The organism is Curvibacter sp. T50, assembly GCF_057219955.1.
Genome location: NZ_JBXVVU010000001.1, coordinates 1857089 through 1869837, shown reverse-complemented (window position 1 = coordinate 1869837; position 12749 = coordinate 1857089). Strand labels below are relative to the sequence as shown.

The window sequence follows — 12749 nt, the reverse complement described above, 5'->3', positions numbered from 1 at the left end:
TAGTCAATTAACCGACCGCTCGGTCGGTTAATTGCGTCGATCTTGTCAGGGTTTTTACCGGTTTCTGGAGACTCAGCCTGGGCCGCCGCTTTCGATCGTATGGCCTTGTCCCCGTCCCCGGCCCAGAGCGGCCAGGATCTGGGGCAGGCAAGCCTGCAGGCTTGCCTTGAGCGTATGGGGCGGATTGATGATGAACATGCCACTGGCCGTCAGGCCGGGGCGTTCCTGCGGACCCCGGTCAGGCGACTGGCCGATCGCCAGCGTGGTGTGCAGCCAAGGACGCCCGGCCCGCTTGGCCAGGTTTTTCAGGCGGCGGGGAAGGTCATGTGCCTCCGGGCGCGGTATGACCGGGTACCAGATCAGGTACGAGCCGGTCGGGAAGCGTTTCAGGCTGTCTTCAATACATTCCGTGACGCGGCTGTAGTCACTCTTGAGTTCGTAGCTGGGGTCGATGAGCACCAGCGCGCGGCGCGAGCCGTTCGCGGCCGGTGGCGGTGGCAACAGGGCTTTGAGGCCCTCAAAGCCATCCTGGCGAGTCACGGTGATCTGACGCCCGGCCTCCAGTTGGGCCGTGTTGGCATCCAGAGTTTTGGCGTCGGTCGGATGCAGTTCGAACAATTTCAGCCGATCGCGCGCATCCGACCGCAGCAGGTGGTGCATCACAAAGGGAGAACCCGGGTAGATTCGGGCGCCACCGTCGGCGTTGAAGGCTTTGATCAGGTCGAGATAGTCCTGCAATGCGGGTGCTACATCATTTGCAGCGTTAGAGGACCTTTCTGTGATGGGTTTTGCCACTTTCTGTTTCGAAAACGCCGCCAACAGGCGAACCACCCCCTCGTTCGCCTCCCCGCTGGTCTCCGCATAGTCGCCGTCAAGGCGGTACAGGCCGGCGCCCGCGTGGGTGTCGATCATCACAAGTGCGCCGTCCTTGAGCATCAGGTGGCGCAGCGTCGCAATCAGCGTGGTGTGTTTGAGCACGTCGGCGTGGTTGCCGGCGTGAAAGGCGTGTCGGTAACTGAACATGGCCTGATGGTACCTGCCGGGCGGTCGGCTGTGTGGGTAACTCGCGCAAGTCCTTGATTTTTCGTATAATGGCGGGCTTCGCAGCGCAACCGTGGCTCCGCGGCGAAGGCTTCCTGAGGAAGTACAACACCACCTAAGAGGTTCCCTGCAGAGGAACACCGACCGTGGAAAAGAGCCCGCCAAACCGTTCTCTGCGAGAAAACTCATGACCAAAACGTTCAGCGCGAAACCCGCTGACGTGAAGCACGAGTGGTTTGTGATTGACGCGACCGACAAGGTCCTCGGACGAGTAGCCAGCGAAGTTGCTCTCCGTTTGCGCGGCAAACACAAGGCCATTTACACGCCTCACGTCGATACCGGTGACTTCATCGTCATCATCAATGCAGCCCAGCTGCGCGTCACAGGGGCCAAATCCCTGGACAAGGTTTACTACCGCCATTCCGGATATCCGGGCGGTATTACCGCCACGAACTTCCGCGACATGCAGGCCAAGCATCCTGGCCGTGCCCTGGAAAAGGCCGTCAAGGGCATGCTGCCCAAGGGTCCCCTGGGCTACGCCATGATCAAGAAGCTCAAGGTGTACGGTGGCGCCGAGCATCCGCACAGCGCCCAGCAACCCAAAGCGTTGGAAATCTAAGGAGCCTTGAGATGATTGGTGAATGGAACAATGGAACCGGCCGTCGCAAGTCCAGCGTCGCCCGTGTTTTCCTGAAAAAAGGCACCGGCAAGATCACGGTCAACGGCAAGGATATCCAGGCCTATTTCGGCCGCGAGACCTCCATCATGATCGCCAAACAGCCCCTGGCGCTGACCGGCAACCTTGAAGTGTTCGATATCCAGGTCAACGTGCATGGTGGTGGTGAATCCGGTCAGGCCGGCGCGACCCGCCATGGCATCACCCGTGCCCTGATTGACTATGATGCGGCGCTCAAGCCCGTCCTGAGTCAGGCTGGATTCGTGACCCGGGATGCCCGGGAAGTGGAACGCAAGAAGGTCGGTCTGCACTCCGCACGCCGGCGCAAGCAGTTCAGCAAGCGCTGATCGTTTCTCGCTGCAAGTCAGCCCCAAAGACCGTCGCTGGATCCTGTCCCGCGGCGGTTTTTCTTTTCCGTGCGCGATGTTCTGTCGTATGCTCCCGGTCCCATGCGTTTTCGTCTTCTTCGTCGCCGCCTGACCATCAGTGCCTCGCGGATGGCAATCCGCAGTGCAATGCCGTGGCCGATCCGATGGGGGCTTGCGGCGGTGGTCATGGGGTTCTGTGCAGCCATTGGACTGTGGGCGTTCGAATTCGGAAAGGAAATCGCCGGTCTCGACCGCGGCGCCAAGCAGGAACTGGCCCAGTTGCGACAGGAGGTGGTGAGTCTGCGTGAAGAGCGCGACAAGGCCCAGACCGTGGCAAATACCTCCGGCAGCCTTCTGACGGCAGAAAAGGTGGCGCAGGAACGGCTGGTCACGCAGCTTCGCCATCTGGAAGCCGAAAACGCTCAGTTGCGTGATGACCTGGGATTCTTCGAGAAGCTCGCTCCCGTCGCGGGAACCGACGGCATCGCCATTCGGGGTCTGCAGGTCGAGCGGCTGTCGACTTCCGGCCCGACCACAGGCTTGCGCTGGCAAGTGCTGGTACAGCAGCTCTCACGCCAGGTTGCGGCGTTCGATGGGCGGATCGACGTGGTCGTGTCCGGCACCTTGGATGGAAAAACCTGGACATCCGTACCGCCTCTGGCCTCCACCAGTCTCCAGTTTTCCCAACATCGGCGGGCCACCGGACTGGTGGAACTGCCTGCTCGCGTCATCCCGGCCACATTGACTGTCCGGGTTATCGAAGGTCAGGTGACGCGGGCCTCCCAAACAGTCAAAATCTAGGCATTGAAGGAATTCGCCATGTTTTTTCAGAAGAAGCTGCCGCCGATCAAGAGTCTCATTGCACAAGGCACCTTGATTGAAGGTGGCATTACTTTCTCTGAAGGCCTGCGCATTGATGGCGAACTGGTGGGCGATGTGAAGGCCGGCAAGTCAGCGGCCAGTATTTTGGTGATTTCAGAAACAGCATCGGTGACCGGTTCGGTTGAGGCGGACCATGTCATCGTCAACGGGCAGGTCATCGGGCCGGTGCTTGCCAATGAACTGCTGGAACTGCAGCCGAAAGCGCGAATTACCGGAGATGTCGCGTACAAAGCGCTGGAGATGCACCAGGGAGCCACCATCTCCGGCCAGTTGCGGCCTTTGATGGGTGGCGGGGTGGACGAGGGCGACAAACCCGCGCTGAAGCTCGCTGCAAACAACCCCTGACCGGTTGCAGGTTTGCAATTGCCGTAGCATACGGTCAGTTATTGAAACGGAGTTGCCATGAACGCCATTGCGGAACCGATCCAGACGGAAGCGCCCACCCCGATCGTTTTTACCGACAGCGCTGCTGCGAAAGTGGCGGACCTGATCGCCGAGGAGGGCAACCCCGACCTGAAATTGCGCGTTTTTGTGCAAGGGGGCGGCTGTTCGGGCTTCCAGTATGGTTTCACATTTGACGAAATCGCCAACGAAGATGACACCACCATGACCAAGAATGGCGTGTCCCTGTTGATTGACGCGATGAGCTACCAGTACCTTGTGGGCGCCGAAATCGACTACAAAGAAGACCTTCAGGGCGCCCAGTTTGTCATTCGCAATCCGAATGCGTCGACCACCTGTGGCTGTGGCTCTTCGTTCTCGGTCTGAACGTTTCCCAGGGCCTGAAATGCGGGCGCTTTCGCCCGCACGCTTGGAAACCTACCGCGGGTAGATCGCCCCCAGCACGCGGGCTCCACGCGCGCCGGTGACCGCAGCAATCGAACCCGTCTCCCGTCGCAAGGTGCGCCAAGCAAGCCACGCAAAAGCCGTGGCTTCAACCTGAAGAGGGGGCAGGCCCCACTCCTGCGATCCTTGCAGCTCAACCGCACTTGGCAATGACGCTCTCAGCCGGGTCATCAGGTCGGTATTCAGGGCTCCTCCACCGCAGACGATCAAACGGGTGCATTCCGGCGCCCACGCCTTGACCGCATGGGCGCAACTTTCAGCCGTCAGGCGCACGAGGGTTGCCTGCACGTCCACCGGCTTCAGGTGGGTGAAGTCTGCCGAGCGTCGGTCAAGCCACGGCAGATTGAAAAGGTCGCGGCCGGTGCTCTTGGGGGGCTCACGGCGAAAGAATGGCTCCGCGAGCAATGTTTCCAGCAGGGCGGGATCAGGAGTGCCTCCGGCGCCCCACGCCCCATCCTGGTCATAGGCCTGGCCCAGATGACGGGAGGTCCAGCCGTCCAGCAAAACGTTGCCCGGCCCGCAGTCGAATCCCAAGACTTCGCCATTGGCGGACAGGACGCTGAGATTGGCAATCCCACCGATGTTGAGGACCGCAATGTCGGCTCCCGCGTTGCCGAACCAATGCCGATGGAACAGCGGAACCAGTGGCGCGCCTTGCCCCCCTGCAGCAAGGTCTCGGCTACGGAAATCGGCGACCACGTCGATTCCGGTCAATTCGGCCAGCAAGGACGGATTGTTCAATTGAATGGTGTATCCGACGGCGGGCCAGCGGCCGTCCGGGGATGCGTCAAACTCCAGCGGCCGGTGTCGAACTGTCTGCCCGTGCGCACCGATGGCCGCAATTTCTGCGGGCCGCAATCTGCAGCGTGACAACAGTTCCCAGACCAGTTCGGCATAGATCCGGGCCAACTGGTTGCCGGCCAGCGACGCCCGGTGCAACTCATCCGTCCCCGACGCATTGAGGGCCAGAAGTTCCGTGCGCAGCGCAGCCGGAAAGGGCGCGCTGGCGTGGGCAAGAACGCGCGCATCATGGTCAGAGACGCGTGCCAGGACGGCGTCAACCCCGTCCAGCGAAGTACCCGACATCAACCCGATCAGCAGGTACTCCATCCGGTCGGTTCCTCCGGGAAAGGCGCCAGGGCAATGCGGTTGGATTCCCGGCCGGGCGGTTTACTGAAATCCGGCGGGCTGCATTGACGCTGCAGCGATCAGATTGTGCTTCTGGATCTGGGCCAACGCATCGAATCGGGGCTTCAGATGCGCCGGCAAAGGCACACTTTCACTGCGCCGCGCCACCAGGAGCGGATCCTGGTGGACACCTGCCACCTTGAACTCGAAATGCAGGTGCGGCCCCGTGGAGGCGCCGGTCGAGCCGACTGCACCGATGAACTGGCCCTGGCTGACGCGCTGACCTTTGCGGACATCGATGCGGCTCAGGTGGGCGTAGAGCGTGCTGTCCTGATTGCGGTGGGAGACGACAATGACGTTGCCATAGCCACGCTGCCACCCGGCAAACTCGACGACACCGTCACCGACGGTGCGCACCGGGGTTCCGGTCGGGGCGGCATAGTCTACGCCCAGATGGGCGCGCCGGTCGCCGTGGATGGGATGAAAGCGCATGCCGTAGCCGCTGCTCACGCGGGAGAAAAGCAGCGGCGACGCGAGGTAAACCTTGTTGGTGCTGCGTCCGTCGAGGGTGAAGTAGCCGCCGTCCTGCCCTGCCTCAGAGAACCAGACCGCCTGGAAGGTGCGCGATGCATTGACGAATTCGGTACTGAGCACACGACCGGTCCGCAAAGGTTCGCCATCGGCTTCCAGGCTTTCAAACACCACGCTGAAGCGGTCGCCTTTGCGCAGATCGCGGCGGAAGTCGATGTCACCGGAAAAAATTTCCGCGATTTGCACAGCGACGGCGTCCGGAATGCGGGCCTCGTCCGTTGCCGCAAACAGGGAGGACTGAATCGCTCCGCTGCCCAGCCGTTGTGTCGCAACCAGCGGCGCGATTTCGATCCGCGCCGTGAACCCCGCGGGGCCGCGTTTCACGACGAAACGCTTGAATTCGGTATCGGTATCACTGGTGATCCAGCGTGTGGTCAGGGCCAGAAGCTCGTTGGCGCGGCCGGCATCCGCCGTGACCAGCCTTCCCGCACGCCCGAACAGCGCTTGCCGGGCCTCCGGGCTGCGCCGCAGAAAGGCAGCCGCTTCGGCATCCCGGACACCCAGGCGCTGGAGCAAGGCTTCGGGCGTGTCAGACGAACGCGTCATCTCGCTCCGCTGAAGCTGCAGGTTCATGCGCTCAAGTGCCGCAAGCTGCGGGGCCAGTGCAAGCGGACTGACGGACTCGACCAGTTCCTGAACCGGCATTGCTGCTGCGTCGGGGCCCAGGGTGGCAACCGCATAGGCTCCACCGCCACCGGCCATCAGGACAGCCGCCATGGCCGCGCTGATTCGTTGGGGGTGCTGCCGGATCCAGGCTGTCAGGCGGGACAGCGATTCTTCAAGGCGTTCAACCACGGCGTCTCTGTTTTGTTATCGGCCTTCGGTCAGTCCGCGAGCCGGCGGGAGCCAGTCTCGGTCTGCGAGGGGAAATAGGAAACCGGACCACTAGAATCGCAGGTCCGAAAACGCCCGAGTATAGCGACGGGAGGCCGTGCCTCCCAGCGCCGAAACCCATGAAAACCGACTCTGAAAACCACCTTCTGGTAACCGATTGTGTCAAGCAGGCGCTGGCCGTGACGCGTCGTGGTTGTGACGAACTGATTCCGGAAGATGACTGGGTGCGCAAACTGGCGCGATCGGAACGCAGCGGCGTGCCGCTGCGGATCAAGCTGGGCCTGGACCCCACAGCGCCGGATATTCACATCGGGCACACCGTGGTGCTGAACAAGATGCGCCAGTTGCAGGACCTTGGGCACCAGGTGATTTTTCTGATTGGCGACTTCACCAGCCTCATCGGAGACCCGTCCGGACGCAACAGCACCCGCCCTGCACTGACACCGGAGCAGATCAAGGCCAACGCCGAGACCTACTACCGGCAGGCCAGCCTGGTACTGGATCCGGCCAAAACGGAGATTCGCTACAACAGTGAGTGGTCGCTTCCGCTGGGGTCCATGGGCATGATCCAGCTTGCCGCGAAATACACCGTGGCGCGCATGATGGAGCGCAACGATTTCCACGACCGTTTCAAGGCCGGCTCGCCGATCAGCGTGCATGAATTCCTGTATCCGCTGATGCAGGGCTATGACTCCGTGGCGCTGAAGGCCGACCTGGAACTTGGCGGAACCGACCAGAAGTTCAATCTGCTCATGGGCCGCCACCTGCAGCAGGAATATGGCCAGGAGCCGCAGTGCATCCTGACCATGCCCTTGCTGGAAGGCCTTGACGGCGTCGAAAAGATGTCCAAGTCCAAGAACAACTACATCGGCATTGCCGAGGACGCCAACACGATGTTCGCCAAGGTCTTGTCCGTCAGCGACGAGTTGATGTGGCGCTGGTACACCTTGCTGAGTTTCCGGACCGAGGCCGAAATCGCCGCACTGAAGGCCCAGGTCGAAGGCGGGCGCAACCCCAAGGACGCCAAGGTGGCGCTGGCCAAGGAAATCACCGCCCGTTTCCACAGCGCCGCGGCGGCTGATGCCGCCGAGCAGGATTTCATCAATCGCAGCAAAGGGGGCGTGCCCGATCAAATCCCCGAAATCAGCCTCGGCGGCGCGCCTTTGGGGATTGGCGCGGTGCTCAAGTCTGCCGGGCTGGCGCCGTCGACCAGCGAGGCCAGTCGCCTGATTGACGGCGGCGGTGTGCGTGTCGACTCCAGTGTGGTCAGCGACCGGGGCCTCAAGCTGGGCGCAGGGACCTACGTCGTCCAGGTGGGCAAACGCAAGTTTGCGCGGGTCACGCTCCGCTGATCCCGAGGGTCGGCGGCTCGTCTCAGCGGGCGCCGGCGACTTCCAGCATTTTCACCATCTCCCGATATCCGCGCGCGCGCGCCAGCTGCAGCGGTGTTTGGCCGTTGCGGTCGGTGAGTTGCAGATTGGCCCGCGCGTCGATCAGGGCTTTCAGCGTGGCCTGGTGGCGCATGCCGCCGTCGCCCAGCACGATGGACTCGATCACCGCCGTCCAGTGCAGGTTGTTGACATGGTCCAACGGCGCACCGGCGGCGATCAGTTGGCGGACGACGCCGTCGTGACCCAGGTGGGCCGCGGCGATCAAGGCGGTGCCGTCGTAGCGACTGGTGACCTGCCGGGCGCTGGCACCCAGTGACAGCAGCAGGCGCAAGGTTTCTTCGTCATCGGCGACCGAAGCGATGGTTACCGCGTCGTACCGGTCGTTTTCCAGCCGGTTGATGTCGGCGCCGGCCCGCACCAGAGCGCGGATGGCGTCGCGCTGGCGCGCGAAGGTCGCCACATGCAGCGGCGTGCGTCCGTTTGCGTCGCGGCTGTTGAGGTCTGCGCGGTCGGCAATCAGCCGTTCGATCAGCGACGGGCTGCCCGAATGCGCGGCCGCGTGCAAACCGGTGTAGCGGGCGACTTCCGTCGGTGAAGGCGCCGTCTGCGCCGCTGCCGGCGGGGCCGACAGGGACAGCGCCAGAGCCCAAGCGGCTGCCAGGCAGCAAGAGCTTCGGCGGCATGGGAGGAACAACCGTTTCATGGCAGAGGTCATTGCGGCGGAGGGTACGGTGCTGCTTATTTCAGCAGATCCTTGACCTTGTCCAGCGCCGCCATGGCGCATTGTTCGTCCAGGTGACCACCAGGCGCGCCACCCACTCCGACCGCGCCGATGACGTCGTTGCCGACTCGCACCGGAACGCCGCCACCCAGAATCAGAAAGCCCGGGATATGCACCAGTGTCGCCGCGCCCGGGTTCTTCTGGACGTTCTCCAGCATGGCCGACGTGGTGTTGCGGGCCGAAGCCGACGTGTAGGCCTTGGCCTGCGCCGCACCTACGGTGTGCGGGCCCGCGGCATCGGCCCGGTGCAGCGCACGCAAGGTACCGGCCCGGTCCACCACGGCTGCGGTGACGTTGTAATTGTTGGCCGAGCAGGCGGCCACGGTGGCAGCGGCAATCTGGCTGGCCAGGTCCAGCGACATGTTGCGTTCGGTGCGGACGGGCTGGGCCGAGGCGGCGGCCGACAGCAGCGTCAGCAGCAGGGCGGATGTGATGGTCGAACGGGTGTGTTTCATGGGGTTCTCCTGGAGGTGATGCGGTTCAATCAACCGTGGGAGAACTGTAGGAATTCCGACCGGTCACGGCCATTCGGCCGACTACGCGCGAAGCTCCGTAGAACTACGCAGTGGCGCCGGGGGGCGGCCGGTCTTTGTCGGACGCCTCCACCAGCGCGGCGTACTGACGTATCAGCTGGGCCAGCGATCCGGTGTGCAACTTGGCAAACAGATTGGCACGGTGTGTTTCCACCGTGCGCGGCGAAAGCTCCAGCGCCCGACCGATTTCCTTGTTGGTCAGGCCGCCGACAATCAGGCCCAGCACCTCGCGTTCGCGCGCCGACAGCTGGGCGTAATGTTCGCGGGCCGCGCGGTCGGCCTGATGGTGCTGGCGCGAGCGCACATGCTGGCGCACGGCGGCCTGCAGACTCTCCAGCAGCATCTCGTCGTCGACCGGCTTTTCCAGGAACTCGGCCGCCCCCGACTTGAAGGCGCGCCGGCACATATCGACGGTACCGTGGCCGGTGAGCATGATGACCGGCTGGTCCACCCCCTCGGCCACCAGGCGGTCCAGCACCGCCAGTCCGCTGATGCCGGGCATGCGCACATCGAGCACGATGGCCCCGATCGCCTGGCGGTCGAAGCGATCCAGAAACTGCTGCGGATCGGACCAGTCCTGCACGCGCAGTCCGACCGTACCGATCAGCAGCGACAAGCTGGCGCGCACGGCGTGGTCGTCGTCGATGAGATGGATCAGCGGAGACAGCGAGTGGGACATGGACAGGAATGCCTGGAGGCCTGGGCGATTGATGGTCAGTGGGTGTTCAGGGCATTGGCCGCCCCATCCCCGAGCGGGGTCGCCAGAGGCAGTGTCAGGGTGAATACTGCCCCCCGAGAAGGGTGGTTGGCCGCGATCAGCTGACCGCCCATCCGGCCGGCGAGGGTCTCGCACAGGTTCAGGCCCAGGCCCAGGCCGCCGGGTCGGGTCGTGAAAAACGGCTCGAACAGCCGGGGCAGAGCCTCCGCCGCAACCCCCGGGCCGGTGTCCCGCACCGTCAGCGCGCCCGTGCCGCCGCTTTCGCCGACGGACAGCACCAGCGCGCGCTGCCCCTGCGGTACCTGTTCCAGCGCCTGCAGGGCATTGACCAGCAGGTTGTGCACGATCTGCTCCAGCGCCACCGCGTCCGCCAGTACGGTCACCGAGGCGCCGGCGGCCTCCATGTCCGTTCGGATCTGCCGGGCCTGCAGCTCGGGCGCCAACAGGTGCAGTGCGGCCCGCACGCTCTGGCGCAGATCGACCGGGCGCAACGGGGCGCGCAGGTCGGGCTGCTCGACGGTGCGGCGCAGGCGGCCCACCACATCGGCGGCGCGACGCGCCTGCCGGGCAGCCTGTTCTGCCGCGACCCGCGCGAGCGGCAAGTCCGGCGGCTCGTCGTCCAGCAGGCGTCCACACGCCTGGGTGCTCGCCAGCAAGGCGGTGAGCGGCTGGTTGATCTCGTGCGCCATGCCGGCTGCCAGTTCACCCATCGCATTCAACCGTGCCACCTGGCCCAGGCGAAGCAGTTCCTCGGCGCGGCGGCGCTGCTCGCGCTGGCGCAGCACGGTGCGCAACCCGGCCAGGACCCCCGCGAGGATCACTGCCTGCACCGCCATGGTCAGCCATGGCAGCTCACCCCAGCCGATCCGACGTGTCGCGACGACGTCAAAAGGCTGGCTGTCTGACGCCAGCGGCTTGCGGAAGTCGTATTGCCAGCCACCGGCGCGCATTCGTCCGGGCTGCACCACAAAGGTCTGGCTGGCATGCTCCAGCGTGACCCGCACCGGACTGGTGTCGGCCGCCATGGGCCATTCGGCCCAGGGAACGACGGCCTTGAGGTCCATCTGCAGGGCGAAACTGGCTGGCTCGGCGGCCAGCACCAGCCAGAAACGCCCGGCGGCCAGGTCCAGACCGGCCAGCGCGGGCCGCCGCAGGGCGCGCGAGAGCGTCTCGGCGGTGTCCAGGGCCGGCACGGCCCAAGGGGCCCCACCGTCCCGGCGCTCGACGGCCAGGATCTGCGAATACAGGGCCGGCAGGCGCCGCTCGGGCGCCGACGCGTCGGTCGCCGGTTGCAGCAGGGCCAGCGTGGCCAAAATCGCGTCATGCTGCACGACCCGCTGGCTGAGCAGGCGGTGGGTGATGCGGGCATCGGTCTCGAAAGTGCTTTGCTGGCGCGCCAACTCCGAACGACCCACCAGCGCCGCGCCCGCCAGTGACAGCACGCACCAGACCAGCAGCCACAGGCCGTGGTGCCGGAACGCGGCAAGCGGTGTTGTGCGCATGGGTGCATTGTGCCCGCTGCGTCACAATCGGCGCATGAACCGTCCTGTCACCCGTTTCCTGACGCCTCGCCGCCTGCTGATGGCATCCGTGGTCGTTGCGGTGGTGACCATTACGCTCAAGACACTGGCCTGGTACCTCACGGGCTCGGTTGGCCTGCTGTCCGACGCGATGGAGTCACTGGTTAACCTGGCCAGCGCCATTTTTGGCCTGGTCATGGTCACCATCGCCGCGCGGCCCGCCGACGAGGACCATCCGTACGGGCACCACAAGGCCGAGTATTTCTCCTCGGGCTTCGAGGGCGTACTGATCATCGCGGCCGCCATCGGCATCATCTGGACGGCCTTGCACCGGCTGCTGGCCCCGCAGCCGCTGGAGCAGGTCGGCTGGGGCCTGGCCTTGTCGGTGGCCAGTTCGGCGCTCAACGGCCTGCTGGCCTGGGTGATGTTCCGCTCGGCGCGGGAGCACCGGTCGATTGCGCTGGAAGCCGACGCGCGTCACCTGGTCACCGATGTCTGGACCTCGGCCGGCGTGGTGATCGGCATCGCCCTGGTGTCTGTGACTGGCTGGCTGTGGCTGGACCCGGTGGTGGCCATCGGCGTGGCGCTGAACATCCTCAAGGAAGGTTTTCACCTGATGTGGCGCTCATCGCAGGGACTGATGGACGAGGCGGTGGAGCCCGAGGTGCTGGCCACGATCCGCCAGACGCTGGACGGCTTCGAGCACCGGCGCGGCGAGACCGCCATCGTCCGCTTTGACCACGTCACCACCCGCAAGGCCGGCCAGCGCCGTTTTGTCGACCTGCACATGCACATGCCCGCGGCCTGGACGCTGGGGCGGGCCGCGGCCGTCCGCGCCAGCGTCGAGCAGGCCCTGATGAGCGCCGTGCCCGGCCTGCGGGCCAGCATCCAGTTGCTGCCCAGTGATGTGGAGGCCCACTTTGATGACGCCAAGGACCTGATCTGATGCTCAGTGTGGTGCAACGGGTGGCCGAAGCCGCCGTGCTCGTGGCCGGTACCGAAATTGGCCGTATCGGGCCGGGGCTGCTGGTGCTGGTCTGTGCGGAACGGGGTGACACGCCCGAACAGGCCGACCGCCTGCTGGCCAAACTGCTCAAGCTGCGCATCTTCAGCGATGACGGCGGCAAGATGAACCACAGCGTGCAGAACATCGACGGCCGCGGCACCCCCGGCGGGCTGCTGATCGTCAGCCAGTTCACCCTCGCGGCCGACACCCGCGGCGGCAACCGCCCCAGTTTTACCAACGCCGCGCCGCCGGACACAGGCCGTCAGCTTTTCGACTACCTGGTGGACCGCGCCCGCGCCGCCCACCCCCAGGTGCAGACCGGGCAGTTTGCTGCCGACATGCGGGTCCACCTGATCAACGACGGCCCGGTGACGATTCCGATCCAGGTGGTCTGAGGGAGTTGGAGCTATCGTAGAGATAGCTAAAAACGACCT

At 64.6% G+C, this 12749-nt stretch carries 15 protein-coding genes; 8 read left to right on the top strand and 7 right to left on the bottom strand.

What is annotated here, in order from left to right; genetic code table 11:
- Positions 1 to 72: 72 nt before the first annotated feature.
- Positions 73 to 1023, bottom strand: a complete 951-nt coding sequence (locus tag AC2EBU_RS08920; RefSeq protein ID WP_484610000.1) for a 23S rRNA (adenine(2030)-N(6))-methyltransferase RlmJ — start codon at positions 1021 to 1023, stop codon at positions 73 to 75.
- A gap of 205 nt (positions 1024 to 1228) precedes the next feature.
- Between AC2EBU_RS08920 and rplM the strand changes: the two genes are divergently transcribed.
- From rplM to erpA, 5 genes are all read left to right on the top strand, one after another.
- Positions 1229 to 1660, top strand: coding sequence for a 50S ribosomal protein L13 (gene rplM / locus AC2EBU_RS08915; RefSeq protein ID WP_484609999.1), 432 nt, complete (start codon positions 1229 to 1231; stop codon positions 1658 to 1660).
- Positions 1661 to 1671: 11 nt separating this feature from the next.
- The gene (rpsI, locus tag AC2EBU_RS08910; RefSeq protein ID WP_484609998.1) at positions 1672 to 2064 is read left to right on the top strand and encodes a 30S ribosomal protein S9; all 393 of its coding nucleotides are present in this window, start codon (positions 1672 to 1674) and stop codon (positions 2062 to 2064) included.
- Positions 2065 to 2166: 102 nt separating this feature from the next.
- Positions 2167 to 2886, top strand: a complete 720-nt coding sequence (locus AC2EBU_RS08905) for a DUF6776 family protein (RefSeq protein WP_484609997.1) — start codon at positions 2167 to 2169, stop codon at positions 2884 to 2886.
- Between the two features lie 18 nt (positions 2887 to 2904).
- Entirely contained in the window at positions 2905 to 3312 is a 408-nt protein-coding gene (locus tag AC2EBU_RS08900) for a bactofilin family protein (RefSeq protein WP_484609996.1), read from the top strand.
- A 57-nt stretch (positions 3313 to 3369) separates the two neighbouring features.
- Positions 3370 to 3735, top strand: coding sequence for an iron-sulfur cluster insertion protein ErpA (gene erpA, locus AC2EBU_RS08895; RefSeq protein ID WP_484609995.1), 366 nt, complete (start codon positions 3370 to 3372; stop codon positions 3733 to 3735).
- A gap of 51 nt (positions 3736 to 3786) precedes the next feature.
- Here the strand turns inward: erpA and AC2EBU_RS08890 are convergent, their stop codons facing one another.
- Together AC2EBU_RS08890 and AC2EBU_RS08885 are read right to left on the bottom strand one after the other, a co-directional pair.
- Positions 3787 to 4923, bottom strand: a complete 1137-nt coding sequence (locus AC2EBU_RS08890) for an anhydro-N-acetylmuramic acid kinase (protein ID WP_484609994.1) — start codon at positions 4921 to 4923, stop codon at positions 3787 to 3789.
- A gap of 60 nt (positions 4924 to 4983) precedes the next feature.
- Positions 4984 to 6327, bottom strand: a complete 1344-nt coding sequence (locus AC2EBU_RS08885; RefSeq protein WP_484609993.1) for a M23 family metallopeptidase — start codon at positions 6325 to 6327, stop codon at positions 4984 to 4986.
- A gap of 158 nt (positions 6328 to 6485) precedes the next feature.
- Between AC2EBU_RS08885 and tyrS the strand changes: the two genes are divergently transcribed.
- Positions 6486 to 7718 (top strand): tyrosine--tRNA ligase, encoded by a 1233-nt coding sequence (tyrS, locus tag AC2EBU_RS08880; RefSeq protein WP_484609992.1) that lies wholly within the window; start codon positions 6486 to 6488, stop codon positions 7716 to 7718.
- 22 nt (positions 7719 to 7740) lie between these two features.
- Here the strand turns inward: tyrS and AC2EBU_RS08875 are convergent, their stop codons facing one another.
- From AC2EBU_RS08875 to AC2EBU_RS08860, 4 genes are all read right to left on the bottom strand, one after another.
- Positions 7741 to 8460, bottom strand: coding sequence for an ankyrin repeat domain-containing protein (locus tag AC2EBU_RS08875; RefSeq protein WP_484609991.1), 720 nt, complete (start codon positions 8458 to 8460; stop codon positions 7741 to 7743).
- A gap of 35 nt (positions 8461 to 8495) precedes the next feature.
- Entirely contained in the window at positions 8496 to 8993 is a 498-nt protein-coding gene (locus AC2EBU_RS08870) for a GlcG/HbpS family heme-binding protein (RefSeq protein ID WP_484609990.1), read from the bottom strand.
- A 103-nt stretch (positions 8994 to 9096) separates the two neighbouring features.
- Positions 9097 to 9750, bottom strand: coding sequence for a response regulator transcription factor (locus AC2EBU_RS08865; protein ID WP_484609989.1), 654 nt, complete (start codon positions 9748 to 9750; stop codon positions 9097 to 9099).
- A 35-nt stretch (positions 9751 to 9785) separates the two neighbouring features.
- Complete coding sequence (locus AC2EBU_RS08860) at positions 9786 to 11291, bottom strand: sensor histidine kinase (protein ID WP_484609988.1); 1506 nt, start codon at positions 11289 to 11291, stop codon at positions 9786 to 9788.
- Positions 11292 to 11325: 34 nt separating this feature from the next.
- Here AC2EBU_RS08860 and AC2EBU_RS08855 point away from each other — a divergent pair, with 34 nt between their 5' ends.
- Both AC2EBU_RS08855 and dtd read left to right on the top strand, forming a co-directional pair.
- Entirely contained in the window at positions 11326 to 12255 is a 930-nt protein-coding gene (locus tag AC2EBU_RS08855) for a cation diffusion facilitator family transporter (protein ID WP_484609987.1), read from the top strand.
- Positions 12255 to 12710 carry a D-aminoacyl-tRNA deacylase gene (gene dtd, locus AC2EBU_RS08850; RefSeq protein ID WP_484609986.1) on the top strand — a complete coding sequence of 152 codons (456 nt, stop codon included), beginning with the start codon at positions 12255 to 12257 and terminating at the stop codon, positions 12708 to 12710. Before AC2EBU_RS08855 ends, dtd begins: the two co-directional genes overlap by 1 nt.
- Positions 12711 to 12749 lie beyond the last annotated feature (39 nt).